Raw genomic sequence first — 25,752 nt, forward strand, 5'->3', positions numbered from 1 at the left:
GTGGCAAATGACTTGCTCATTTCGCTGGTGCGATTCCAGCAAACCCAACCAAAAACCAAATCATATACAAAAAGGAGATTCACATCATGGCAAATTCTAATAGTTCAAATCAATTACTAGTTCCTGGAGCAGAGCAAGCAATCGACCAAATGAAGTACGAAATCGCTTCTGAATTCGGTGTAAACCTTGGTGCAGAAACAACATCTCGCGCTAACGGATCAGTTGGTGGAGAAATCACTAAGCGTCTTGTATCTTACGCTCAACAACACATGGGTGGAACACAAGCTTAATTTCATATTTGGATCATAGAAGGCACCTCTCTTAAGGTGTCTTCTTTTTTTATTTTTATCCCTCACCAATCTCCTTTCCAGCTCATATCATGTAGTAGAAAGGAGCGGATCTTCATGGACATTATTTCCGGTATGAACTTTGAACTTCTACAATTTGTAGGGATCTCTCTATTATGTGAATATGCTCATAGTATTCGGTCCTTTCACCTTTATAAAAAAAGCATCACATAAAAGTTGTACCATTTTGGGTTCTTTTCACTTATAGTATGTAGTGGAGGGATCGAACAGATGAAAATAGCTCTTTTCGGTGCTCATGGACGTGTAGGACAAGCATTTCTTCGTTTCGTTCAAGTAGATGATCGTTACATAGTTCGTTCATTGATTCGGACAAACCGAGAAGAAATGCTTGCGGGTATGTTTCAAGTCACCGGCAATTCAAGAAATCGAGAAGATGTGCTTGAGACGATCAAAGGAGCAGATATTGTTGTGAGCTGTCTATCAACAGATGGTGATGATACATTATCTGTTTCAATGGAGCATATCGTACAAGCCATGAAGCAATCAAATACTTCAAGAATTATTACAATTGGTACGGCAGGTATTTTAAAGGCAAGGCAGCAGCCGGAACTTTACCGTTTTGAAACAAATGAATCAAGGCGGACTACTTCCCGAGCAGCTAAAGAGCATGCCAAAGCGTTTGAAATCCTTCAATCGACTGATCTAGATTGGACCATTATTTGTCCAACCTATTTACCAGATGGAGATGTGACACGGTCATATCGCTATGAAAAAGATTTTCTCCCTATAGATGGAAAGAAAATTTCAGTTGAAGATACCGCACACTTTTTATATCAGCAGTTAAATTCGAAGGAATTTGTACATCAACGCGTCGGCATTGCCTACTGATGATGCAGCTCATGTAAACGATATAACTAGTAAAGGTCGAGGTCAAAAACGAATCCTCGACTTTTTATGCAAATAAAAAGAGCCTCATTCAAAGTGAATAGGCTCTTTTTTGTTATTCATCAGCTGTTTGCAACAGCACCCTTTTGCAGTTCGTACATTTGCGCATACAGCCCTTCTTGCTGCATGAGTTGATCATGACTGCCTCGTTCGACAATTTCACCTTTTTCTAATACCAAAATCATATCGGCTTTCTTAATGGTGGATAATCGGTGAGCAATGACAAAAGTCGTTCGTCCTTCTTTGACGACATCAAGCGCCCGCTGAATGATCGCTTCTGTTTCTGTATCAATGTTTGCAGTGGCTTCATCTAAAATTAAGATCGCTGGATCGTACGCTAATGCACGGGCAAATGAGATTAACTGACGTTCCCCTGAGGAAAGAGTACTTCCCTTTTCAACGACTGGTTCATCAAATCCTTCTGGCAGGTGCTTCAATAACTCTACTGCGCCTACTTGCTTTAATGATGATTCAATCGTTTCTCTTTTAATGTCTTCATTTCCTAAACTGACATTGGATGCAATCGTTCCGGAAAATAAATACGGGTCTTGAAGCACAATGCCCATTTGTTTGCGCAACGTTTGGCGTGACTGGTGATAAATGCTTTCCCCATCTATGAGAATGTCTCCTTGCTGAATGTCATAAAAACGCAGCAGCAAGTTCATGATCGAGCTTTTCCCAGAACCGGTATGCCCCACAAGTGCAACCGTCTGGCCTTTTTTGGCCTCGAACGTAATGTTCTTTAATACATTATTTCCTTCATTATAAGCAAAGGTGACATCTTGGAACTGAACGTGTCCCTCCATTTTCTTTTGAACAGGTTCTTCCACTGTTGTTCCTGGCTCATCTAATAATCGGAAAACCCTTTCCGATGAAACCCTTGCTAATTCCAATCTCGAGAATTGGTTCACAATGCCTGTAATCGGCTGAAATAATCGATTTAAATAATCGACAAACGCATAGAGCACACCAATTGACACAATGCCCGTCGCACTTAAGGACGCACCGCCAAAATACCAAATGAGTGCCACATATGCTAAATTCCGAAGCAGGTTAACCAAGTTATGCGACAGAAGTGAATTTAAATGCAGCATCTTTCGCTGATATCGAAAGTGATTGTTGTTCAGCTCATCAAATTCCTCTTTCGTCACTTTTTCATGACGAAACGCTTGAATAATGGTCATCCCTTGAATGGCTTCATTTAGCTTGGCATTGATGTCACTAATGATCGAACGAATGCGGTGGTTGTACACTGATGCAAACTTTCTGTAGGTCATTGACCATAGGAAAATAATCGGTACCGCCACCAAACAAATGAGTGCCAGCTTCACATTTAATAAAAACATGGCAATATAAATTCCAATCATGTAAATAGCACTCGTCACGAAATTAGCGAGGACTGTCACATATAAATCACGAATGGTTTCTGTGTCATTGGTAATCCTCGCTACGACCTTTCCAGCCGGTAAATTATCAAAATACCGGATAGGCAGCGTTTGAATATGCTCAAATACATCAACCCTCATTTTTTGAATAATTCGATTGGCTATCCGCTGTAGCAGATAATGCTGCGCATACTGAAAGAAAATCGCAATGACGAGAAGCCCTAGATAAAATAGAACAAGCTGCACCAAACCACTGATTTCCGGCTCATAAAAAGAGAAAATTTCCTCTTTTGATAAACGCTGTACTTCATATGTCTCGCGCTCGTTCCCATTTTCAATGGTAAGCTGATCTCCGGATATCTTTCGGTTTCCATCAAAACGAATCGGCTCATTTACAAAATAGTAACCGAATCCGACTTGCACCACATTGATTTGTTTTCCGGATTTCATACCACTGTCTAATCGATCGCTTCGTATATAGTTATTTCCCTGGTAATAAACGGTTTTGTCTGTTTTTTCATTGACTTCGACATACGGTTTTTCTACACCTAAAATATGATCATCAATCATTTTCTTCCCAATAAATGGTCCTGTCAGTTCAGCACCTACTGCAATGATGAGAAAGATCAAGGCAACAGACAGTACTTTCTTATAAAGGAGTGCGTAGGCAAGGAGTCTTCTTCCTGTTGTCATGCCTCATCCCCTCCTTCCAGCTGGTTTGTCAGCTGCTGACGCAAAAATTGTTCTTTGTACCACCCATCTTGCTGAATGAGCTCTTCGTGGGTGCCCTTTTGGACTATGCATCCTTCTTCCATGACAAGTATGAGATCCGCATGCTCAACAGCTGATAGACGATGAGTCGTAATAAACGTCGTTTTCCCATGACGATTTTGCCTTAAATTTTCTAAAATAGCGGTTTCTGTTTTTGCATCTACCGCAGAAAGCGAGTCATCCAGTATTAAAATGTCGGGGTCTATTAATAAAGCGCGTGCAATGGAAATTCGCTGCTTTTGTCCACCTGACAGTGCCACACCTTTTTCCCCCACCATGGTTTCGAGACCCTCTGGCAAAAGACGTAAATCTTTTTCAAAGTAAGCATCTTTGATCGCTTGTGCTAATTCATTTTGTTTTGCGTCCCGAAGACCAAAGCGCATATTCTCTTCTACACTTTTTGAAAAAAGGATATGATCCTGCGGTACGTATCCGATCCATCGAAATAGCTGATCCAATTCGATCTCTTGGATTGGGACTCCTGATAGCAGGATTTGACCATCACCTGTTGGATACTGGCGTAGAAGCTGTTTTACGATAGTCGTTTTACCGCTTCCTGTTTTGCCTGTAATTCCGATTGTCTGCCCTTTTCGAACCGTAAAGGACACATCAATTAAATTATCTTTAGGGGAAGTTGGATACCTGAATGTCACGTGATCAAACTGAATATCGCCAGGCTCTTGTAACGTTTTTGGCTGAGAAGCGTCTGTGACATCCGGCTTGTAGCTGAGTGTATGATTCAACCGGTCTAACGACGCATTTCCCCTTTGCATAATATTAATCAATTCGCCTATCGCAAACATTGGCCAGATCATCATTCCAAGATAGACGTTAAATGCGACAAGCTCACCAATGGTTAAATCACTTTGGAACACAAGATAGGCTCCGTAGCCGATTCCAATTAAGTAGCTGACACCGACAAGTAATTTCACTGTCGGCTCAAACAATGAATCAATGATCGCCACTCTCATATTTTTTTGAAATACATCATCTGTCATTTGGCGAAAGCGTTCGACATCTTGTTTCTCCTGTACAAAAGACCGAATAACCCGGACACCTGCGACTGATTCAAGGACGCGATCGTTCATATCACCAAATGCATCTTGAGCAACTGTAAAGCGATCATGAATCTTGCTGCCATAATACGCAATCAAGAGCGCCATCAGCGGCATAGGGATGATCGCCATTAAGGTTAATTTCCAGCTAATCGTCAGCCCCATCGTAAAGAAGATCATCAGCATATAAGCAGTGGAATCAACCAATGTCAGAACGCCAAAACCTGTCGTTAAAGCCACAGCATTTAAATCGTTTGTACCTAATGCCATTAAATTACCGGTTTTTTTCTTTTCATAAAAGGTGGGTGTCATCTTAAGTAAGTGACGCATGAGCTTCCCGCGCATCACACGCTCCATGACATTTGCGCCGCCAAATAACTGATACATCCAAAAATATGTCAGCGTATAGACGACGACACCTAGCAAGCAAAAAATGGTTACATAAAACACAATACTGGATGTTGTAAATTGACCAGAACGAATGTCATCAACTGCCTGCCCAAGATATCTTGGCGGCAGCATTTCAAGCACATTCACAATGAGCAGAAGCGTAATGGCGATCGTATAACGCCTCCACTCTTGTTTGAAGAACCAGCCTAATTTCGCAAATACTGAAAACATGTTTGTCTCTCCTTTTAAAGCTAGCCGCTTTCTAGATTTTCCTGGCTGTCACCTTGTTTCGTTTTTTTGGTTTTTGTCATTTGTCTTGCTTTTGGCATGTTCACATGCTTTCACTCCTCTTCATTTACTTGTTGATCTCCATCCCTTTATTTCGAAATGCGAAATGAATACAACAAAAAAAGAGGCAACCAGCTGTCTGGTACGCCTCTTTTAGTCATGTAAAAAGGCGCATGTTGACAAATACGCAACATACGCCTTGATTCATCCGATCAATTGGAACATACGAGTCCCTTTTCAATGACCAATGAAGGTGTAATTGTCACGTGAATCAACCCATTCATGCAGTTTGATTTCATTCTTCCAATGTTGCACATGACATTTCCTCCTTTTGGCTCTTGAATCTTTTTTTATCTTATAGCGGCTGTCACCATTTTGTCAATAAATATTTTTCAATAAATGAAATTTTCTAACAAAAAGTTCACCGCCTTCATGTGTATCTTTTTCAGATAACGGGTATACCATGAGTGTAAAGACTCCTTTTGAAAGGAATGAGGACATTGTTTCAAGCTGATCGGATGGTCGTTGCGTTTGATGGACATGAAGACAGTAAGAAAGCATTAAAAAAGGCAATCGCTCTAGCCAAAACCTTGAATGCCAAGCTGACTGTTGCCTATGCACATGATGGCAAATCAAGCAGACAGGTGTTTGATGCACCACGCCCAATGACTGGCGGAGCTTATATCGGCGGCGGCATGGCAGACCTTCAAACACCCCCTGTGTATGTACCTCATGATGAACAGCAAAGTCCCTTGATTTTTGAAGATCATACAGAAGAGGTCGTTGCAGAAGCAAGAATGCTTTTAAATGAGGAGCAGTTTGAAGCTGCCATTGAAATTGTTGAGGGGGAACCAGCGGAAGCGATTATCGAATATGCTGAAGACATATCAGCAGACCTCATCGTCATGGGAGCACGTGACCAAAGCAGATTGAAAAAAATGCTCTTTGGCAGTGTAAGTGAAAAGTTATCATCAAAATCAGATATACCTGTGCTTATTGTAAAATAAAAGAATCACAAAAGGCTGTAAACATTGGTTTACAGCCTCTCTTTATTTATGAAGAAATAGATGCTTCACTTTCATGTTTAATTTTTTGCTGGAAGCCTTCCTGTACACGCTTTGTCAACTCTCCTGGAACGCCTTCCCCTACTGGCTGGCCATCAATTTCAACAATCGGAATGACTTCAGCCGTCGTCGAGCTGATGAAGATTTCCTGCGCGCGCAGCAGCTCTTCTTTACTTATACGAGTTTCTTCAACACTGCATCCCTCTTCTTCACATACCTCAAGAAGCTTTCTACGGGTAATACCGTTTAGAATAAGATTGTTTGCTGGATGTGTGCGAATCACGCCATCAATGACGGCATATACATTCGAGGAGGTTCCCTCAGTCACAAAACCATCTCTAATGAGAATGGCTTCAAATGCACCAGCTTCAGATGCCTTCTGCTTTTCCATGACGTTATATAAGAGATTTAAGCTTTTAATATCACATCTTAACCAGCGAAGGTCCTCAGATAATATGGCCTTTGCACCAGCTGTCTGCTCATGAACAGGCTTTTTCACCTGGAACGTATATGCTGTGATTTGAGGAGTGAGAGAATCGCCATATTGATGTTTACGAGGTGCGACGCCCCGCGTGACTTGAATATACACACCTCCATCTGTTAATTGGTTGTGGGCGACGAGCTGTTTTAACTTTTCTTCCATATCTGATACTGCCCCTTGAAGATGAATGCCGATTTCTTTTGCACTCTTGAACAGACGCTCTGTATGCTCTTTTAATGTAAACAAAGTCCCATTGTATACACGGATGACCTCATAGACGCCGTCACCAAATTGATAGCCTCTGTCTTCAATATCAACATGTGCATCCTTTTTTTCAATGAAATCGCCATTATACAATACTTTCATACGGAATCTCCCCTTCGCTTCGCATTAATGGTTGAGTCTGATGCTATCTTAGCGGATAAATGAGTACGTTTCAATGATTATTCAGAATTATTTCACATCATGATAAATGGTCAACTTTCTATTGTAACAAACATAGACTCATAACCAAAAAGATTCCAATTTTTTAGCATCTTCTATATTCATAGGCTCTTTTTTCCTGTATACTTAATCCATATGAGCACGACAAAAAACAGCGAAAAAAGACAGAATCTACTACATGATTCGACACAAATTTTTGATTTATTGGAGCGATTGTAATGCAACGGGTTACGAAAAAACAGACACCTTCAAACACGATGCTGCTCTCAAAAGCGATTGGTTTAGTGATTCTGTCACTGATCCTCTTTTTTATATGGGATATATCTAAAACCAATATGCAGGCAGCAGATCAGCCGGCTAAAATGTCTGCGAGCAGTCAATTCCGAAACACAAGCACAAGTCTGAAAGCAAAAGATGATTCTACGAAAACATTAGATGCACATTTTAAGATCAACCCAAACAAACATGTAACGGATCAAACGATCTTTTTAACCTTTGATGATGGTCCGTCAGCGACATCAAATCAGCTTTTAGATGTGCTCAAAGCGCATCAAGTAAAGGCCACATTCTTTATGCTTGGGCCGCAGATTAAGGAACACCCGGCAGCTGTGAAAAGACTTCATCAAGAAGGTCATCAGTTAGGGCTTCATGGTATCACACATGATGTGAAACGCTTTTATCAAAAAAGTGATTCTCCCGTCAATGAGATGAAGGAAGATCAGCGCATTTTGGCTTCTGTCACAGGTGAGTATACACATCTTGTGAGAACACCTTATGGCAGCGCCCCAAATTTAACGGATCAGCAAAAGGCACGTTTAAAACAAAAAGGCTTTGTATACTGGGATTGGACAATTGACAGTCTTGACTGGAAATATAAAAGCTCAAAATATGTACCAGAGGTATTAAATCAGCTGCAAGTGCTTGAGACAAAACATCCAAAAGAACCAAAAATCATCTTAATGCACGATCAGCCAGCGACAGCAAAATACTTAAACAGTTTAATCACACAGCTAAAAGCGAAGGGCTATACATTTGAAGTCCTTGATGAATCGATGAAGCCGCTGCAACAATAAAGAAAGACCCCGCACCTTTTTTGGATGCGGGGTCTTTGATGATTTATAAAGCTTTCACGAGATCGCCAATTCGCTCATGAAAGACAAGATCAAACAGTGGATCGTATTCTGTTTCACTCAAATTCATCATCACCTTGAAGATGGAAGGATTTTGAGCGGCATCTTCTGGAATATATCTTGCTGGCGCCACTTCTAGGGAAGTCCCCATGACGAGCAGAAGGTCCGCTCGCTGAAGTGATTTCTCTACTTGATCAAAATGTTTAACCCTGTCTCCAAAAAGGACAACATCTGTTTTCAGCACACGCCCACATGTCCGTCCGTCTGAGGAAACCTTTAGACATACAGGCACTTCTTCTTGTAATAAATAAGGCAGTTCATATGTCGCTTGGCACGATGGGCAAGTAGCTGTTTGAATGGAGCCGTGGAGTTCATATACATGCTGGCTTCCTGCTTTTTTATGCAGGCCATCAATATTTTGGGTGAAAATATCCACATGTTTTCCTTGTTTCTCAAGGCTGGCTAAAAAGGTATGTCCACTATTGGGCTCGTACTCTCCGCTCATTTTCATCTGAAACAATTCCTTGAATTTCGGCCAGAAATGCTGAGGGTTTGATAAAAAGTAGGACCGGCTCATCGCCTTCATGCGGGCGGTGTCTTCAGTCCATAAGCCGCCCGTTGATCTAAAATCGGGGATACCCGATTCTGTGCTCATACCCGCACCTGAAAGTACCATAATATGTGAAGCCTGCATTAATTTCTCTCTTAGCGCTGCCACCTTTGTTTGATCCACTCACCATTCCTCCTTTATTCACCCAGCTGTTTTTCGCCTTTTTGTTTCATATAAATGGTCTGTCCAGGGAAGGCAAATTCTACACCTTCTTGATGGAAGATATCCATGATACGGTAGTTAATGTCCTGTTTAATATCAAGGTTTTCAGCCCAGGCCGTCGTGTTTGTGTAAAAGTTGAAAAATAAATTCAAATAACTGTCCGCCAGTACATCGAGATTTACCATGATCGTCTCCTTGTGCACCCCATCATGTTCATAAAGCATTTGTTTGAGACGTTTGATGCATCGGTCAAGATTTTCCTTTGGTGTATTATAGGATACACGTACGGAAAACGTAATTTGGCGTTTATTCATTCTCGTCCAGTTCGTGATAGGTTCCTTTGAAAGCGTAGAATTCGGAACTGTCACGACAGCTTCAGCAGGTGTTCTAAACTTTGTACTTCGAAATGTAATGTCCTCGACAGTCCCAAGAACACTAGGCGTCTCCACAAAGTCGCCCATTGTAAAAGGCTTCTCTGTAATGATGACGATTCCTCCAAAAAAGTTCGCCACCGTATCCTGTGCAGCAAGCGCAAAGGCTAGACCACCTAGACCAAGACCTGCCACAAGTCCATTTACATCATAATTAAATTCTTGTGCAATGACACTAATACTTAGTGCAATGATAATGAAGCGAAGTACCTTTGATAAAAACGGCGCTAAAATATCATCCATTTCCAATTCAAATTTAGAATTTACTTTTTGAAATAAGAAAGAAGAAGCTGCGGTTAAATTACAAAGCCCCCATGTCAGCATCAATATAATGGAGGATCTATATAATTTGACGATGACATCCATATGATGCTCAAAGTATGGTGCCTGTCTTAACGCAAAATATAACCCAAGTGCGACAAAAAACAGTCTGGCTGGCTTTTCGAAAGCCACAACAATTTGGTTAATGACCTCCGTTTTAGACCGATTGGTCAGCCTAAAGAGAAGATGAAATAAGTACTTCGTAAATACTTTCCGAAGCAATAAAAAAAGCAATAAAATACAAAGGCTAATACCGATTTGGATCGCAACATCTACTGTAAAATATGTATCCATCCATTTTTGTGTAAACATGTTTGTCTCTCTCCTTTAAAACAATCCTCTCTAGTTTATAATATAACCTTCGTTTATGTCCTCTCATAAATGTCTGACCTCTATATAAAAAGCCTCGGGACCAGTCCCGAGGCATGATGTTCAATTATGAAATTTTGGCTAGAGACATATCGACGGGCAGCAAACTACTTTTTCTTCTGAGCCTGATCAAGGAGAGTCGCTTTAAACATTTCAGCATCCGTTTCGGCCTTAATACGTTCTTCCACTCTAATTCTCCCTTTACCCAATCATCTCGCCTCCTTTTCATCATTATAAAACATCAGAATTTTCAGTCAACATGACGAAAGCACTAATATTTTGGCGAACGCTGACGATTTGGACAAAATTGATCGAAGAAAAATTGATGTACTTCAGATTTACTCAATCATGGCTTGGGATATTCCTGCAACTTTTCACATTTGAAGCATCATACTTTCTTGGCAATGCGATTCACCATTACATACAGCTCTTCTTCCCTCCATATAGTAAAGAAGGAAAAACGGTAAAGCATTTGATATGATAAGACCAGAACTTATGTCAGGGAGCTGGAGCATGTGTATATTATTGCGCATAGAGGATCATCAAGCGCTGCCCCAGAAAATACAATTGCCGCGTTTGATTTAGCTGTTCAGCAGGGTGCAGATTATATTGAATTAGATGTACAGCTCACATTGGATCAGCACGTCGTCGTGATCCATGATGATACAGTTGACCGAACGACGAACGGAAACGGTTTAGTCAAAAGCTATACACTTGATCAGCTGAAAAAACTTGACGCAGGAAGCTGGTTTGACCAGCAGTACACGAATGAACGAATTCCAACATTACAAGAAGTTCTTGAGAGATACAGCCAGCGGATCGGGATATTGATCGAGATCAAACACCCAAAACGGCAGATAGGAATTGAAAAGGCAGTTGTCGACATCATCAATCGGTTTGCCTATTCTCGTCATATCATGATTCAATCTTTTGATGATCATGCACTTCAAAGAATCAAAGCTTTCGCCCCTTCTCTTCGAACAGCTTTGATTATAAAGCCTACTGCATTTAAACTGGCGAAAAGAAAGTTAACTGCATACAGCTCGTTTGCTGATTGTCTTAATATGAAGAAAACGATGATCAACAGATGGTGGATAGACCGCATCCACTCATTCGGGATGGATGTGTTTATATGGACTGTGAAAGACCAAAAAACAGCCGATCGGATCAAAAAATATCCCGTTGATGGAGTGGTGACGGATCACCCGCCATTTTTTCTAAAGGAGAAATGATGTAAATGAAAGCGTATCTTGCTGTATTTATAGGCGGACTGCTTGGGACACTTTGCAGATATGAACTAAGCCAATCGATTGTCAGCCAAACATTCCCTTATGCAACGCTAATCGAAAACGTAACAGGCAGTCTGCTTCTTGGTTTTTCAACAGGATATTTTATGTTCCAGAAGGGAAAAAAATATCTTGCCGCTTTGATCGGAACAGGATTTTGCGGAGGTTTTACGACAATGTCCACTTTTTCTAAAGAAACGGTTCTTTTATTACAGACTGGGCAATTCACCTCAAGTGTGATCTACATCCTGCTCTCAGTCATTGCCGGAGTAGCCGCTGCCTTATGTGGACTGATGCTTGCTCAGCGGCTCTTTCATCAAAATAAGCAGCAGAGAGGAGGCAGATAAATGATCGTTTTATATACAGCTGTTGCCGGCGGGATTGGCAGCGCCCTTCGTTTTTTCATTAGCCAATCGATACAGAAAACCAAGTCTCATGCTCGTTTCCCGTATAGTATTATTCTCATCAATTTATTAGGTGCTGCCGGTTTAGGTATACTGACAGGTGCCGTGACTGCCAATCATCCGCTGCTTGTGATCATTGGAACGGGTTTTTTCGGTGGCTTCACAACATTCTCTACGTTTAGTGTAGAGTCTGCGACCATGCTGCAACAGCGGCAAATCGGAAAACTTGCTGTCTACTTATTGATGACAATCATCGGGTCTTTCTGTCTCTTTGCTGCGAGCTATCAAATAGGACATCACCTTTTTTAAATATTGGTAATGGCGGCTAAGCTGATGAGCAGTTGATCCATGAGCTGGCGCTTCATTAAAAAGAGTGTTTTTTCACTGTAGCCGATTTCCATCGCACATTTGGCCATCCGCCAATCTCGAAAATATTTGTAATCGATGAGCTGCTGCTCTATTTCATCCAGCTCTTTTAATGCTGTTTCAATACATGCAACGATGAGTTCATACTGATTTTTTTGCTCTTCTAACTTCTTCCGTGTCATGTGATCCAGATGATGCGGACTTCTTTTTTCAAGCTGTCTTTCGATATTTAAAATCGCTGCCTGGTAATTTTTGAAATTCTTTAAATGGAACTCAATTCGTTTCATTGAGGTTTTTTTCTCTGTGATACTTGCTGTTTCATACCAAAGCATGTCCATCCCCCTCTATCGAACGTTTGTTCTTATTATAACCCGAACGCACATTCGTAAAAAGAGACTAAATACCTAAAAAAACCTTGAGCTTATTTTTCGCTCAAGGTCATTTCATTTACTAACAGCGGCTCTTTTATATCAAGCCCAGTGCGTGCATTTCCTTTTTCTGATGATGTGACGCCTTTCTTCAGATCGATCTTTTTCACATAGCGTCCATCCATCTCCAAGACCTTCATCCGAATATCATCAAGATAAATGGATTGTCCTTCTCGGATATCAATATTCTCTTTTAAGATTAACCCGCCTATTGTATCAATTTCTTCATCATGATATGACATTTCGATCAAATCTTGCACTTCATCTAATCTTACTTTGCCATCTAAAACATAATGATGATCGGCTCTTTTTTGAATAACCGGCTGCTCATCTTCATCGAATTCATCTCGAATATCTCCAACAATCTCTTCTAAAATATCTTCTGTTGTGACAAGTCCAGACGTTCCGCCATATTCGTCGGTTAAAATCGCCAAATGCATTCTATCGCGCTGCATCTTGACGAGAAGCTCCTGAATAGGAATCGTGTCAATGACCTCAATCACTGGATATATATAATCTTGAATCTTCAGTTGATCTTTTTCTCCTTGATACACAAGATCTGCAAAGAGCTGCTTTTTGTTCAGCATGCCGATGACATGGTCTTTATCCCCTGAAAACACGGGAAAGCGTGTATACTTTTCCTGCGTCATGATGGAGAGGATATCATCTAGCGGCATATCTTCTGGAATTGCACAAATTTCTCTCCGCGGTACCATGATCTCTCTGGCAATTCGATTATCAAAGTCGAAAATCTTGTTCATATAATTATATTCTGATGGGTTGATTTCCCCATTTTTTAAGCTCTCAGATAATAAAATCTTCAATTCCTCTTCAGAATGGGAATGTTCTTTTTCAGACCCCATATCGATGCCCATCATTTTGGTTAGAACACGGGCTGACCCGTTTAACACATAAATGAAAGGGAACATCAGGATATAAAATGCATGCAGCGGGCCTGACAGCCAGAGCGTCATTTTTTCCGCCTTTTGAATCGCAAGCGTTTTTGGTGCAAGCTCACCGACAACTACATGCAAAAAGGTAATAATAGAGAACGCAAGTGTTGCTGAGATCAGGCTGATTGCTGAATCAGGAATGTTTGTCAAACCGAAACCTCGAACCAAAAGTTCTTTTACAGCCGGCTTACCAATCCACCCTAAACCAAGGGATGTCACTGTAATACCGAGCTGACAGGCTGACAAATATTCATCTAGCCTTGATGTCACCTTTTTCGCCACGATGGCCTTTTTGGACCCTTCGGCAACAAGTTGATTAATTCTTGAACTTCTCACCTTTACTATGGCAAATTCAGATGCAACAAAGAAAGCTGTTAAAGCAATCAAAACACCGACTATACTCAGATTAACAATATCGTCCATTTAACCTTGCTCTTTCTTAGAAGAACAAGGAGTCACCTCCTGATTGATGATGTTATATTTTGCAAAACGGTTAACTGATTAAATAAGACTACATTGAGGGCCCCACTTAACCACCTCCGGTTCACGTATAAATCCGCTTCTCTACATATATATGAAACGGTATTCATTTTATCTTACCATAAATAATCTGAAAATTCCTGTATCACTATGTTAAATTTGACAGGACAATCTAGACTGAGAAATCCCTCTCTAATGTTCATATCGGCAGGAAATATGAACAATTAACTTGTATTTCAGACTCGAATTATATTAAACTATTTTCATAAACTATAACGTGACGGTTAGGAGGAGATGTTCAGATGGGGCTGAGAAAAAGTATCGTATTGGTGAACTAGCACAGATTGCACAGGTGACGAAACGAACTGTAGATTATTATACAAATCTAGGTTTGCTTGCGCCTGTTAGATCTTGCTCAAATTATCGTTATTACGATGAACATGCTTTAAAACGATTACAATTAATCGTTCTTTGCAAACAGCAGAGATTGGCTCTTTCTGACATCAAATCCAGATTAGATGAACAATTCCCTTCTCAAAAGGAAGATCCTGATGAACTTGTCCATTTAACCTCTGATATCGATCGGATGAACGAGCATATGGACCGCATTTTGGTACGTTGTAAGCAGCTTCAGCCAGAACAACGAGAAAAATTAAAAGAGCAGCTTACACCTGAAAAGATGACGGCTGTCCAATCATTTTTACTGCTGTTAAGTTAAAATTTTTACTAAACAGGAGGTGTTACCTTCGTTCTCAAAGTCAGAACGAAGGCCTTAATTGGACATAGTTAATTTACTTATAGTTGCTTTGCTTATAGCTTTAACCGCATTTTTCGTAGCATCAGAGTTTGCGATCATTCGCTTAAGAAGCTCAAGAATTGATCAGTTAATCGCAGAAGGTAATAAAACAGCAGTTGCTGTCAAGCATGTCACGACTCACCTTGATGAGTATCTGTCGGCCTGTCAGCTCGGTATTACCATTACCGCCCTTGGTATTGGTTGGTTAGGGGAAGAAACAATTGCGCACATGCTTGCTCCACTATTTGTAGAGCTGTCCATTCCTCAATCAGCTAGTTCTATTGTCACTTTTATTATTGCGTTTAGTATTATGACGTTTTTACACGTTGTGGTTGGAGAACTTGCACCAAAAACACTCGCCATTCAAAAGGCGGAGCAAGTATCTCTTCTTTTTGCTAGACCGCTCATGATTTTTTACAAAGTGATGTTCCCGTTTATCTGGGTATTAAATGGATCTGCTCGTTTGTTAACAAAAGCGTTCGGTCTTCAGCAAGTTTCTGAGCATGACATGGCGCACTCTGAAGAAGAATTGCGGATTATTTTATCAGAGAGCTATAAAAGCGGCGAAATTAACCAGTCTGAATTCAAATATGTAAATAAAATTTTTGAATTTGATGACCGTCTGGCGAAAGAAATTATGATTCCTCGTACTGAAGTTGTCAGCTTCCCTCATGATATTACCATTGAGGAAATGCTGAAGGTGACCAAGGTAGAGAAATATACACGTTATCCAATTGAAGATGGCGATAAAGATAATATGATTGGTGTTCTAAACATTAAAGAGGTTCTCACTGCCTGCATTAGCGGTGAGTGTTCTACAAGTGATACAATCGAAAAGTTTGTCAACCCGATTATTCATGTGATTGAAACAGTTCCTGTACATGATTTATTGCTCAAAATGCAGCGTGAACGTGTACACATGGCGATTTTATCAGATGAATACGGCGGTACAGCAGGTCTTGTGACTGTAGAAGACATTCTTGAAGAAATCGTCGGTGAAATTCGTGATGAATTCGATATTGATGAAATCAACGAAGTTCGTAAACTTGGAGAAGACCATTACATCTTTGATGGAAAGGTTCTAGTTGACCAAGTCAACCTGCTCTTAGGTACGCAGCTTGATAACGAAGAGGTCGATACGATCGGCGGATGGTTCCTTACACAGAAATATGAAGTTGAGAAAAATGACACCATTCGTGAACAAGGCTATGAATTTATCATTAATGAAGTCGATGGACACCATGTGGTATATATCGAAGTCAAAAAGTTAAATGAACAATTAGCAGAAGCCGCTGAAGAAGGCGCTTCTTAAGAAAAAAAACGACCCTTGCCAAAGCAAGCGGTCGTTTTTCTTATGCCTTTTCCATTAATTGAGCTTCAAGTTCTTTAATTCTCGTGTTTAATACTTCCGTCATGGCACCTAACCGTTCTTTTGGCGGCAGATGCTCAAATTCTGACTGCTCAATCGGTTCACCGATAATTAAGCGCATTTTCCCCTTTTTGAAAAGACTTTTCGCATTGGACGGTCCTTTGTACGCTGCTGGAACGATTGGCGCTTTACCGAGCTGGGCAATGGTGACCGCACCTCTTTTTAAAGGTACATCCTCTGTTGTACGTGTTCCGCTTGGAAAAATCCCAACGATCTTCCCCTCTTTTAATAATTTAATGGGCGTTTTAATACTGCTTGGCCCAGGATTCTCTCGATCAACTGGAAAGGCATGAATCTTCTTTAAAAATCCACCGATCCATTTATTTGCAAACAATTCTTTTTTCGACATGTAGTGGATCTCAAACGGAAGAATCCCTGCGCCTAATGCAAGAACATCCACAAAACCCTCATGTGTACATGCAATGACAAACCCCCGATCCGTTGGCAGATTCTCTTTTTGATATACTTTGATTCCGCCTCGGAGAGAAAATAATACTTTGATGGTATAGCCTGAAAATTTATACATAGTGCACTTCCTTTGTTTGAAGAATGAAGGATTTGTTTCTATTATAACAAATTTTTTATTACCTGGTACTAAAAATTTCATGAAACAGCCAAACCATCACATCATTTTTCGTTAAGAATCACCGGTCTTTCTGTATCCAGGTCCATGGTTTTAGGAGAGAATAGAAGAGGAATTGTGTCCAAAATTGTCGTTTTTTAAGGTTTTTTCCTGATTTGTTCTATTGAAAATGCTTTATAAATGGCGTAAATTTCGCTATGATAAGGAGAAATGATTTTGATTCGGCGAAAGAGATAAGTAATGTACGGTATTGAGAAGTTTCGTGCAACTTTATGCCTTTCTTATGCGTGTATAACATAGAGGGGAGAAAAATCAGTGACGATCGATGAAATTTATCAAATGTATATGAACGATGTTTACAGGTTTCTGCTCTCCATGACAAAAGACAAACATTTGGCAGAAGACTTATTGCAGGAAACCTTTATGCGTGCTTATATACATATTCATTCCTACGACCATAGCAAAGTGAAACCTTGGTTATTTCAGGTGGCACGAAATGCTTTTATTGATTATGTCAGGAAACATAAAAAAGAAGTGACCATATCGGATGATCTAATTGGCGGCCTTTTACAAACGTCTGTACAAAGCCCTGCTGAACAGGTTGAAATAAAAGAAGTCCTCAACATGTATTTAGAGCAGCTTCCAGATAACTACAAGGAAGCGTTGACATTGTATTATTTAAAAGAACTGAATTACAAGGAAGCATCCAAGGTCATGAATATTACTGAAGCAAATTTTAAAAGTGTTTTATTTCGTGCAAGGCAGCGCCTAAAAGCACTTTACAACAGAGGTGTTAATGATGAATGAAGAGTTTAACAAGCGATGGGAACAATATAATAATGGTGAGATGAACGAGGAAGAAATGATGGCGTTTGAAGAAGAACTTGAAGAAAACGAAAAACGCTTAAGTCAGGAACTGAACGACTCGGATTGGACAGATTTTTCCATCAGTCCTGAAAAGCAAAAAGCCATCTTACAATACGGAAAAAGAAAGTCTTATTTACGGATTTCCGTGCTTGCTGTCATATCGACACTCATTATTTTACCGCTTTGTACATTAGGAAGTTATCTATACTACGGTGTGGGCGGAGCAGAGAGCAAAGGGAATCACTTCATGGAAACAGCCGCTGTCACCGTCGCTTTGACGAAACCAAACGTGGCGATTGATATGAAGGATTTAAAAGGCCAAGTCAAGCTTTTTGGGATGAACACCGAATTGAAGCTGCAAAAACAAATTGGCAATAAAACAGAAGCCATTGGCAGTGAACAAATCGAGATGTTTTTCGATAAATTAAAGCAGCCTACCATCTCTTATTATGGTGACAGCGCACGCGATACGGAGGATTTCTTTACCCATCCTTCGGCGCAGCCAGATGCATCAAAAAAACAAACACTCACTACTTTAGACAAGCTTCCTGAAGGAACAGTCAGTGAAGTGTATGTATCCTATGACAAAGCTTATACACCAAAGGACGTTTATTCCTTTGCTAAAAAATATGATATGAAAGTGCTCTGGAATGCGATTAAAACAGAGGATTCATTAAGCGGGAATCAGCGGCCAATCGGCTTCCCTGGGAAAGACTCTGAATTCTTAAAAGAGCTTCAGCACACATCAAAAACAGAGGTAGATCAATTTAAAGATGCCCTTGCTTATGTCGATCAGCACCCAACCTGGGCAAAAACGATCTCTGGCAGACCTGAACTGGATCTGTCAAACCGAATACGCTATATCAACCAAAATGGTGTCACGATTTATGGCTCTGTGATCACAGGTCCTTCGAAAGAAATCGAGAAATTTGTGAAGACAAAACGCATTAAAACGGCAAAAGTGAGCGAGGTGGAATTATGGAATTGGTAAGAATTTTTAAAGAGCATAATGTATTTGGCTGGATTTCCGTCGGTACAGCGATATTATCCCTGCTCATGCTGAACCTCGCCATTATCAGCAACGTGACATTTTATTCTTTTCAGATGCTTCCTTTTGCAATGGCCGCAGTTCCATTTGGCATTATTGAACTGTTCATTAAAAAAGGCCGTACGGGCCCAGGGTTCCTTGGTGTCGTACTGAATATCTTTGTTATTGTTTGTGTCTACACCATCGTATCGATCGATGTCGATCTTCAATTAGGTTTTTAAATCTCATTAGATGAATAGCCAGTGTTACTTGACTAACGCCAAGCAGCACTGGCTTTTTGGTATTTTCTTAAATATACCCAACGGTAAGTCTACAGCGCAAATAAAAAAAGACTGCTTCATAAGCAGTCTCTTAGAATAAATTAGTTCACAAATGTTTTCGCTCCAAGGTAAATCGGCTTCCAGTAGCTTGAATTCATATTACTGATCGTCACACCATCAGAAGCAGCATGAATAAACTTGTTGTTCCCAATGTAGACACCCATGTGAGATGGACCCGATTTATATGTTGTAAAGAACACAAAATCGCCAACCTTTGGTGTTGATACGCTTTTCATTGATCCCCAGAAACCTTCAGTTGTTTGTCTTGAAATCTTTTTTTGTTTGTTAATGATATACCACATAAACCCGCTGCAATCAAAACCCTTTGGTGTCGTTCCACCCCATCTATATGGTGTGCCATTGTGCGCTTTAGCATCTGCTACAAGCTTAGACGTGTTTAAAGAAGAAGCAGAAACTGTTTTTTCTTTAACAGGTGTTGTCTTCACTTTTTTAGATGTCTTTTTGACCTTTAGCTTTTGCCCAATTTTGATAAGGTTTGTTTTGAGTTTATTTAACGATTTCAGCTCTTTTACAGTCATGCCGTACTTTTTGCCGATTTTAGATAATGTATCACCTTTCACAACTTTATGAGTAGCTGTCGCTGACGCCGCTTTTACTTTTGTTGTTGTTTTTGATGTTTTCGTAGTTTTTTTTGAGGAAGTACCATTTACTTTTAAAGTTTGTCCAACATAAATCGTGTTAGATTTCAGCTTATTGTCTGATTTAATCTTGCTCACACTTGTTTTGTATTTTTTCGCTAGAACAGAAAGAGAGTCACCTTTTTGAACTTTTACTGATTGTGCTGAGGCAGCTCCGGCAAATAATGTCGTCCCAAGTAGAACTGCACTTGCAGCTGTGATCAATTGTTTTTTCATTTGTTCCTCCTGTATGTATCTATCGTGATCCGAATTTTATCTACTTACTATTATAAGGATCAAATACCAGAAGAAATAGTCTTGACTTCCTACGACATTATGCTTATTAATTCGGCAAAATTTATTTTTTTTTAGGGTTCTTTATATTTCATTTTCATTACACAATCATGACAAAATAAACGCATCTTGTCATGGATAAATGATACATTCATTTCTCTTTTTGGTCCATTCTATGTAAAGTGGACCTTTACAATTTTAAAGGGAACTTTACGATCCTGTAAATGGGAATCCACAATTCTGCTCTACCATTGTAAACGTAAGAGCGATACATAAACAATGAGGAGGCAAAATGAATGAGTGTGTTGAAAAGCTCGAAAACGAAAATAGCTGCAGTGGCGGCAGCATCTGTGCTATCGATTGGCATTTTTTCAGGGATTGAATTTGGACAGGCTGACAAAGCAGAGGCTAAAAAGAAGCCAAAAAATGACGTGCAAAATGTGATCGTGCTGATCGGGGATGGCATGGGAACTCCTTATCTTTCAACTTACCGTTCATTTAAACACAACGGAGACCTTTCAAAACAAACAGCGTTTGACCCTTACCTCACTGGCATGCACAAAACATACCCTAACGACTCTAAAAGCAATATCACCGATTCTGCCGCAGCTGGTACAGCTATGGCAACTGGTAAAAAGACTTACAACAATGCGATCGGTGTAAATAAAAACGGCAAAAAATTAAAAACAGTTCTAGAAGAAGCAAAACGGAAGGGAAAATCTACGGGACTTGTCGTGACATCTGAATTAACAAATGCCACCCCTGCTGCGTATGCGGCTCACGATGTATCGAGAAAAAACACAGCAGCCATCGCTGATGATTTCTTCGATGAAAAAATCGGAAAACAGCATACAGTCGATGTCATGCTTGGCGGAGGTCTTGTCGATTTTGTCCGGAAGGATCGTGATTTGACGAAAGAATTCAAGCAAGCCGGATATGATTATGTCACCAATAAAGATGCCTTACAAAAAAACAAAAATCAAAAGGTGCTAGGCATTTTTGCTGACGGTGGTCTTGATAAAGCGATTGATCGTGATAAAAAGACCCCTTCCCTGCAAGACATGACGTCCTCAGCCATTAAACAGCTGTCTAAAAACAAAAAAGGATTTTTCCTTATGGTTGAAGGCAGCCAAATTGACTGGGCTGGACATGATCATGATATTGTCAGTGCAATGAGTGAAATGAAGGATTTTGAAAAAGCATTTGAAGAAGCCATTCGTTTTGCAAAAAAGGATAAAAATACGTTAGTCATCACCACTGCCGATCATTCAACTGGCGGACTTTCCTTCGGAGCAGACGGCTCGGGCAGCTGGGATTACAAACCGGTAAAAGCAGCGAAAAAGACGCCTGACTTTATTGCAAACAAAATTGTCAGCGGCATGCCTGTTGAGTCAGCGTTGAAACAATATATCGATCTTGAATTTACAAAAGAAGAAATAGCCTCCATTCAAAAGGCTTCTGAAACAAAGGATGCTGTTAAGATTGATGATGCGATTGAAGAAGTGATCAACATGAGATCACATACAGGCTGGACAACATCAGGTCATACGGGTGATGAAGTTCCATTCTTTGCGTATGGCCCAACAAGCCAAAAGCTAAAAGGGCTGATGGAAAATACAGATCAGGCCAAACATATCTTTAAATTACTTAATCATCAATAAGACAAAAATCTTTGTAAGAGCAGGTGCACTAAGTACCTGCTCTTTTTATTGTTCAATCTTCCAGGTAAAATTCTGAAAATAAAGATATTGACAAATTGTTCATTTGTCTTACAATAAAACAAAAGAGTTTTTGGTAGCGCTTACCTTTCTTTTTAACAATTCACTTCACAGGAGGTTTTTAACCATGATTCAAGATAGAAAAGCACCAGAAGGCATATTAGGGTTTCCTATTGCCCCTTTTCAAGCAAATGGACAGCTCTCCGAGGAAGCACTATTTCAAAACATTCAATTCTTACTAGACGAAGGGCTTGATGCCATTTTTATTGCTTGTGGGTCGGGAGAATTCCAGTCTATTAGTCAAAAAGAATACGAGCAAATGATTGATGTGGCACTGGCAGCTGCCGGTGGTAAAGTCCCTGTTTATTCAGGAGTTGGCGGAAATTTAAATACTGCCCTGGAATGGGCGAGAATTTCCGAGGAAAAAGGCGTTGATGGTTACTTATTACTCCCTCCCTATTTAATTCATGGAGAACAAGAAGGACTATATGAATACGCCAAAACCATTATGGAAAGTACAAACTTAAATGCCATCTTGTATCAACGAGATAATGCTGTTCTCTCAGTGCAGCAAATCAAACGGCTCACTACTTTTGAACAGCTTGTTGGTGTAAAAGATGGGGTCGGTGATATGGATTTAAACGTGAACCTTTCCTATACGATAGGCGACAGGCTCAGCTATCTAAATGGATTGCCTATGGCAGAGGTCACAATGCCGGCTTACTTACCGATTGGTTTTCATTCCTATTCCTCCGCCATTTCAAACTATATCCCTCACATCTCAAGAATGTTTTATCACGCACTGAAGACTGGTGATCAGGAAATGGTCAAGGACATATACACAAGTGTAATTTTACCGATTAACCGGATTCGTCAACAGAGAAAGGGTTATGCTGTCTCATTAATTAAAGCTGGCATGAACATCATGGGGCATGCTGTCCGCAATTCAGCAAGACCACCTGTTGTCCCTGTAGAGAAAGAACACTATCAAGAACTAGAGAGCATTTTGCAGCACGCAATGGAACGCTTTCCTAAAAAAGCGGCTGTGAATTAACAATAGAAAGGAGATCATATTATGTCCATTTCAGTGAAACAAAAAACGTACTTCAATTATGTCAATGGTGAATGGGTAAAGGCTTCGACAGGAGAAGTGATCCCCATCCAGAATCCTGCCGACAAAGAAGAGGCCGTTGGATATGTACAGCGCTCAAGCCTTGAAGATGTGAACGCAGCCATCACTGCAGCACATGAAGCAAAGACAGCGTGGCGAGATTTATCAGGTGCAGAACGAGGACAATATCTTTATAGAGCAGCTGATTTGCTAGAGGAACGTCTCGATGACATTGCAGTCACTGCTGTAAAAGAAATGGGTAAAACACTTCCGGAGGCAAAAGGAGAAGCGGCACGCGGTGTGGCCATCCTGCGTTACTATGCCGGCGAAGGGATGCGAAAAGAAGGAGATGTCATTCCTTCTACTGATCGAGAAGCACTCATGTTCACTAAAAGGGTTCCATTAGGTGTTGTAGGCGTCATCTCTCCTTGGAATTTCCCTATTGCCATCCCTATTTGGAAAATGGCACCTGCACTCATTTATGGCAACACGGTCGTCATTAAACCTGCGACAGAAACTGCGGCTACTTGCGCAAAAATCATGGCCTGCTTTGCAGATGCTCACCTCCCAAAGGGAGTAGTCAATATGGTAACAGGGTCGGGAGCTGTTGTAGGTCAAGGAATGATTGAACATCCAAATATCCAAGGGATTACATTTACTGGATCCAATGCAACTGGTAAAGCTATCGGTCAAAAAGCCTTTGAACGAGGCATCAAGTATCAGCTTGAAATGGGCGGGAAAAACCCCGTTATTGTAGCCAATGATGCGGATCTTAATCTTGCGGTGGAAGCCACCATTACAGGAGCTTTCCGGTCAACAGGACAAAAATGTACAGCAACGAGCCGAGTCATTGTCCAAGAAGACATCTATGATGCCTTTAAAGAAAAGCTGCTTCAAAAGACGCAGGAAATCACTATTGGGGACAGTTTAAAAAAAGACGTATGGATGGGTCCAATCGCAAGCAAACAACAGCTTGATCAATGCCTTTCCTATATTGAAACAGGAAAAAAAGAAGGAGCTACCCTTCTCTTTGGCGGGGAACCATTAACAGATGGTGATTATCAGAATGGCTATTATATAGAGCCTGCCATTTTTGAACATGTCACCTCAGACATGACCATCGCTCAAGAAGAAATATTTGGGCCAGTCATTGCTTTAATCAAAGTGGGAGATATAAATGAAGCATTTCACATTGCCAATGATGTGGTATTTGGCTTAAGCGCTTCTATTTTCACACAAAACATCGGCCGTATGCTGACCTTTATTCAGAATATCCAAGCAGGGCTCATTAGAATTAATGCAGAAAGTGCAGGAGTAGAATTACAGGCTCCATTTGGTGGAATGAAACAATCAAGCTCTCATTCTCGTGAACAAGGAGAAGCGGCAAAGGAATTTTTCACAGCCATTCAAACGGTTTTCATTAAATCGTAAATTTGAAGCATTTGAGAGGGCACCTGCCCTCCTCAATTCTCTATTTAGAAAAGGAGAAGAAATTATGATAAATAAACTCTTCCATGCTTCACAAACTGATAAAAAAACCTCTGTCCGCTGGTTTATCGTCTTCATGCTGTTTCTTGTCACTTCTGTCAATTATGCGGATCGTGCTACCCTATCGATTGCTGGAGATTCTGTTCAGCATGATCTTGGTCTTAGCTCTATTTCAATGGGTTATGTCTTTTCTGCTTTTGGCTGGGCATATGTCATTGGCCAACTGCCTGGCGGTTATTTATTAGATAAATTTGGCTCTAAAATTGTCATTGCCTGCAGCATTTTCTTTTGGTCTTTGTTTACATTGCTTCAAGGTGCCATAGGTTTTTTTACAGCAGGTACTGCGATTATTCTTCTTTTTGCCCTGAGATTCTTAGTAGGTCTGGCTGAAGCTCCTTCTTTCCCAGGAAATAGTCGTGTAGTAGCTGCATGGTTTCCTAGTTCTGAACGTGGAACAGCTTCTGCTTTCTTTAACTCAGCTCAGTATTTTGCGCTTGTCATTTTCTCCCCTATAATGGGCTGGCTTACACATTCTTTAGGATGGCATTCTGTTTTTATTGTCATGGGCATTCTCGGTATCTTGTTGTCTATTCTTTGGTTAAAAACGGTCTATAACCCAAAACAGCACCCGAAAATTAATGCAGCAGAGCTTGACTACATTTCAAAAGGCGGGGCTTTGACCTCAATGGACGATGAAAAGAGCCAGCAAAACAAAGAACCAAAATGGCCATACGTGAAACAATTACTTTCAAATCGGATGTTAATCGGCGTTTACATTGCTCAATATTGTATTACCACCCTCACTTATTTTTTCTTAACGTGGTTTCCCGTGTATCTTGTTCAAGCAAAAGGATTGTCCATTCTCGAAGCAGGTTTTGTTGCTTCCCTGCCAGCTCTCTTCGGTTTTTTAGGCGGGATTCTTGGCGGCTTGTTATCCGATTTTTTATTAAAAAGAGGGAACTCGCTTACTTTCGCACGAAAGACACCGATTATTATAGGTATGTTTCTTTCATGCAGTATGATTATCTGCAACTATACAGAATCTTCTTGGATTGTTGTTGCGATTATGTCGCTTGCTTTCTTTGGAAAAGGATTTGGGGCACTTGGCTGGGCCGTTGTATCAGATACCTCTCCAAAGGAATGTGCGGGTTTAAGCGGCGGTTTATTTAATACCTTTGGCAACATTGCGTCTATTACAACCCCCATTATCATTGGATATATTGTAAATGCGACAGGCTCTTTCAGTGGTGCGCTCGTCTTTGTCGGAAGTAATGCCGTCATTGCGATCTTAAGTTATTTATTCCTTGTGGGTCCCATTAAACGTGTGAAGCTAAAAGAACCCCCTTCCACTCCACCGGCCCCAGTTCCATCAAGTTCAATTTGAAAACG

General features: G+C 40.5%; 26 protein-coding genes. 16 read left to right on the forward strand and 10 right to left on the reverse strand.

The genetic code is table 11. The annotated features are described in order from the left end of the window. The first annotated feature begins 86 nt into the window (after positions 1-86). Positions 87-290 carry an alpha/beta-type small acid-soluble spore protein gene (locus C6Y01_RS04915; RefSeq protein WP_034663637.1) on the forward strand — a complete coding sequence of 68 codons (204 nt, stop codon included), beginning with the start codon at positions 87-89 and terminating at the stop codon, positions 288-290. A 288-nt stretch (positions 291-578) separates the two neighbouring features. After that, positions 579-1,196, forward strand: coding sequence for an NAD(P)-dependent oxidoreductase (locus C6Y01_RS04920; protein ID WP_034663640.1), 618 nt, complete (start codon positions 579-581; stop codon positions 1,194-1,196). Between the two features lie 119 nt (positions 1,197-1,315). On the opposite strand, the gene C6Y01_RS04925 is transcribed toward C6Y01_RS04920, so the two are convergent. Together C6Y01_RS04925 and bmrC are read right to left on the reverse strand one after the other, a co-directional pair. After that, positions 1,316-3,331: an ABC transporter ATP-binding protein gene (locus tag C6Y01_RS04925; protein WP_034663643.1), complete on the reverse strand. Its 2,016-nt coding sequence runs from the start codon at positions 3,329-3,331 to the stop codon at positions 1,316-1,318. Further along, a complete protein-coding gene (gene bmrC, locus C6Y01_RS04930; protein ID WP_106037889.1) occupies positions 3,328-5,085 on the reverse strand; it encodes a multidrug ABC transporter ATP-binding protein BmrC in 1,758 nt (585 codons plus the stop codon). The genes C6Y01_RS04925 and bmrC overlap by 4 nt, the downstream gene beginning before the upstream one ends. A gap of 557 nt (positions 5,086-5,642) precedes the next feature. On the opposite strand from bmrC, the gene C6Y01_RS04935 reads away from it, so the two are divergent. Beyond that, positions 5,643-6,149 (forward strand): universal stress protein, encoded by a 507-nt coding sequence (locus C6Y01_RS04935; RefSeq protein ID WP_003210990.1) that lies wholly within the window; start codon positions 5,643-5,645, stop codon positions 6,147-6,149. 46 nt (positions 6,150-6,195) lie between these two features. Here C6Y01_RS04935 and dat read toward each other — a convergent pair whose 3' ends face one another. After that, the gene (dat, locus tag C6Y01_RS04940; RefSeq protein ID WP_034663651.1) at positions 6,196-7,053 is read right to left on the reverse strand and encodes a D-amino-acid transaminase; all 858 of its coding nucleotides are present in this window, start codon (positions 7,051-7,053) and stop codon (positions 6,196-6,198) included. 296 nt (positions 7,054-7,349) lie between these two features. Between dat and C6Y01_RS04945 the strand changes: the two genes are divergently transcribed. Further along, complete coding sequence (locus C6Y01_RS04945) at positions 7,350-8,204, forward strand: polysaccharide deacetylase family protein (protein ID WP_034663654.1); 855 nt, start codon at positions 7,350-7,352, stop codon at positions 8,202-8,204. 43 nt (positions 8,205-8,247) lie between these two features. On the opposite strand, the gene C6Y01_RS04950 is transcribed toward C6Y01_RS04945, so the two are convergent. The 3 genes from C6Y01_RS04950 to C6Y01_RS04960 form a co-directional block, all read right to left on the reverse strand. Continuing rightward, a complete protein-coding gene (locus tag C6Y01_RS04950) occupies positions 8,248-8,979 on the reverse strand; it encodes an NAD-dependent protein deacylase (RefSeq protein WP_411266052.1) in 732 nt (243 codons plus the stop codon). Positions 8,980-9,008: 29 nt separating this feature from the next. Beyond that, a complete protein-coding gene (locus tag C6Y01_RS04955) occupies positions 9,009-10,097 on the reverse strand; it encodes a mechanosensitive ion channel family protein (RefSeq protein WP_034663662.1) in 1,089 nt (362 codons plus the stop codon). Positions 10,098-10,261: 164 nt separating this feature from the next. Further along, on the reverse strand, positions 10,262-10,363 hold the full coding sequence (locus C6Y01_RS04960; protein ID WP_017360338.1) for a YhdX family protein: 102 nt from the start codon (positions 10,361-10,363) through the stop codon (positions 10,262-10,264). 306 nt (positions 10,364-10,669) lie between these two features. On the opposite strand from C6Y01_RS04960, the gene C6Y01_RS04965 reads away from it, so the two are divergent. Genes C6Y01_RS04965 through crcB (C6Y01_RS04975) form a run of 3 tightly spaced genes read left to right on the forward strand, consistent with a single transcriptional unit; the run spans position 10,670 to position 12,153 of the window. Beyond that, positions 10,670-11,386: a glycerophosphodiester phosphodiesterase gene (locus C6Y01_RS04965; RefSeq protein ID WP_034663667.1), complete on the forward strand. Its 717-nt coding sequence runs from the start codon at positions 10,670-10,672 to the stop codon at positions 11,384-11,386. Positions 11,387-11,391: 5 nt separating this feature from the next. Further along, positions 11,392-11,787 carry a fluoride efflux transporter CrcB gene (gene crcB / locus C6Y01_RS04970; protein ID WP_060595870.1) on the forward strand — a complete coding sequence of 132 codons (396 nt, stop codon included), beginning with the start codon at positions 11,392-11,394 and terminating at the stop codon, positions 11,785-11,787. Continuing rightward, positions 11,788-12,153 carry a fluoride efflux transporter CrcB gene (gene crcB, locus C6Y01_RS04975; RefSeq protein ID WP_095284958.1) on the forward strand — a complete coding sequence of 122 codons (366 nt, stop codon included), beginning with the start codon at positions 11,788-11,790 and terminating at the stop codon, positions 12,151-12,153. It abuts the gene before it with no gap. Here the strand turns inward: crcB (C6Y01_RS04975) and C6Y01_RS04980 are convergent. Further along, positions 12,150-12,542, reverse strand: a complete 393-nt coding sequence (locus C6Y01_RS04980; protein WP_024425732.1) for a hypothetical protein — start codon at positions 12,540-12,542, stop codon at positions 12,150-12,152. The two genes, crcB (C6Y01_RS04975) and C6Y01_RS04980, sit on opposite strands and share 4 nt — an antisense overlap. An 89-nt stretch (positions 12,543-12,631) precedes the next feature. Continuing rightward, positions 12,632-14,014: a hemolysin family protein gene (locus C6Y01_RS04985; protein ID WP_034663680.1), complete on the reverse strand. Its 1,383-nt coding sequence runs from the start codon at positions 14,012-14,014 to the stop codon at positions 12,632-12,634. 334 nt (positions 14,015-14,348) lie between these two features. On the opposite strand from C6Y01_RS04985, the gene C6Y01_RS04990 reads away from it, so the two are divergent. Both C6Y01_RS04990 and C6Y01_RS04995 read left to right on the forward strand, forming a co-directional pair. Further along, the gene (locus C6Y01_RS04990; protein WP_034620022.1) at positions 14,349-14,789 is read left to right on the forward strand and encodes a MerR family transcriptional regulator; all 441 of its coding nucleotides are present in this window, start codon (positions 14,349-14,351) and stop codon (positions 14,787-14,789) included. A 58-nt stretch (positions 14,790-14,847) separates the two neighbouring features. Further along, positions 14,848-16,179 carry a hemolysin family protein gene (locus tag C6Y01_RS04995; protein WP_012009419.1) on the forward strand — a complete coding sequence of 444 codons (1,332 nt, stop codon included), beginning with the start codon at positions 14,848-14,850 and terminating at the stop codon, positions 16,177-16,179. Between the two features lie 40 nt (positions 16,180-16,219). Here the strand turns inward: C6Y01_RS04995 and C6Y01_RS05000 are convergent, their stop codons facing one another. After that, positions 16,220-16,822 carry a lysophospholipid acyltransferase family protein gene (locus C6Y01_RS05000; protein WP_034663683.1) on the reverse strand — a complete coding sequence of 201 codons (603 nt, stop codon included), beginning with the start codon at positions 16,820-16,822 and terminating at the stop codon, positions 16,220-16,222. A gap of 372 nt (positions 16,823-17,194) precedes the next feature. Between C6Y01_RS05000 and C6Y01_RS05005 the strand changes: the two genes are divergently transcribed. From C6Y01_RS05005 to C6Y01_RS05015, 3 genes are read left to right on the forward strand one after another with little or no spacing between them, the layout of a single operon-like run. After that, entirely contained in the window at positions 17,195-17,686 is a 492-nt protein-coding gene (locus tag C6Y01_RS05005) for a sigma-70 family RNA polymerase sigma factor (RefSeq protein WP_003211938.1), read from the forward strand. Continuing rightward, a complete protein-coding gene (locus C6Y01_RS05010; protein WP_034663685.1) occupies positions 17,679-18,737 on the forward strand; it encodes an anti-sigma factor in 1,059 nt (352 codons plus the stop codon). The genes C6Y01_RS05005 and C6Y01_RS05010 overlap by 8 nt, the downstream gene beginning before the upstream one ends. Next, positions 18,725-19,015 carry a hypothetical protein gene (locus C6Y01_RS05015; protein WP_034663689.1) on the forward strand — a complete coding sequence of 97 codons (291 nt, stop codon included), beginning with the start codon at positions 18,725-18,727 and terminating at the stop codon, positions 19,013-19,015. Before C6Y01_RS05010 ends, C6Y01_RS05015 begins: the two co-directional genes overlap by 13 nt. Positions 19,016-19,155: 140 nt before the next feature. Here C6Y01_RS05015 and C6Y01_RS05020 read toward each other — a convergent pair whose 3' ends face one another. Then, positions 19,156-19,989 (reverse strand): C40 family peptidase, encoded by an 834-nt coding sequence (locus C6Y01_RS05020; RefSeq protein WP_034663692.1) that lies wholly within the window; start codon positions 19,987-19,989, stop codon positions 19,156-19,158. A 353-nt stretch (positions 19,990-20,342) separates the two neighbouring features. Here C6Y01_RS05020 and C6Y01_RS05025 point away from each other — a divergent pair, with 353 nt between their 5' ends. From C6Y01_RS05025 to C6Y01_RS05040, 4 genes are all read left to right on the forward strand, one after another. After that, positions 20,343-21,707 carry an alkaline phosphatase gene (locus tag C6Y01_RS05025; RefSeq protein ID WP_106037891.1) on the forward strand — a complete coding sequence of 455 codons (1,365 nt, stop codon included), beginning with the start codon at positions 20,343-20,345 and terminating at the stop codon, positions 21,705-21,707. A gap of 184 nt (positions 21,708-21,891) precedes the next feature. Further along, positions 21,892-22,818, forward strand: a complete 927-nt coding sequence (gene kdgD / locus C6Y01_RS05030; protein ID WP_106037892.1) for a 5-dehydro-4-deoxyglucarate dehydratase — start codon at positions 21,892-21,894, stop codon at positions 22,816-22,818. 21 nt (positions 22,819-22,839) lie between these two features. Beyond that, positions 22,840-24,306 (forward strand): alpha-ketoglutaric semialdehyde dehydrogenase GucD, encoded by a 1,467-nt coding sequence (gene gucD / locus C6Y01_RS05035; RefSeq protein WP_106037893.1) that lies wholly within the window; start codon positions 22,840-22,842, stop codon positions 24,304-24,306. 64 nt (positions 24,307-24,370) lie between these two features. Then, the gene (locus C6Y01_RS05040) at positions 24,371-25,747 is read left to right on the forward strand and encodes an MFS transporter (protein ID WP_045210060.1); all 1,377 of its coding nucleotides are present in this window, start codon (positions 24,371-24,373) and stop codon (positions 25,745-25,747) included. Positions 25,748-25,752 lie beyond the last annotated feature (5 nt).

The organism is Bacillus sp. NMCC46, from assembly GCF_002998465.1.
In the GTDB taxonomy this organism is placed as follows: Bacteria; Bacillota; Bacilli; order Bacillales; family Bacillaceae; genus Bacillus.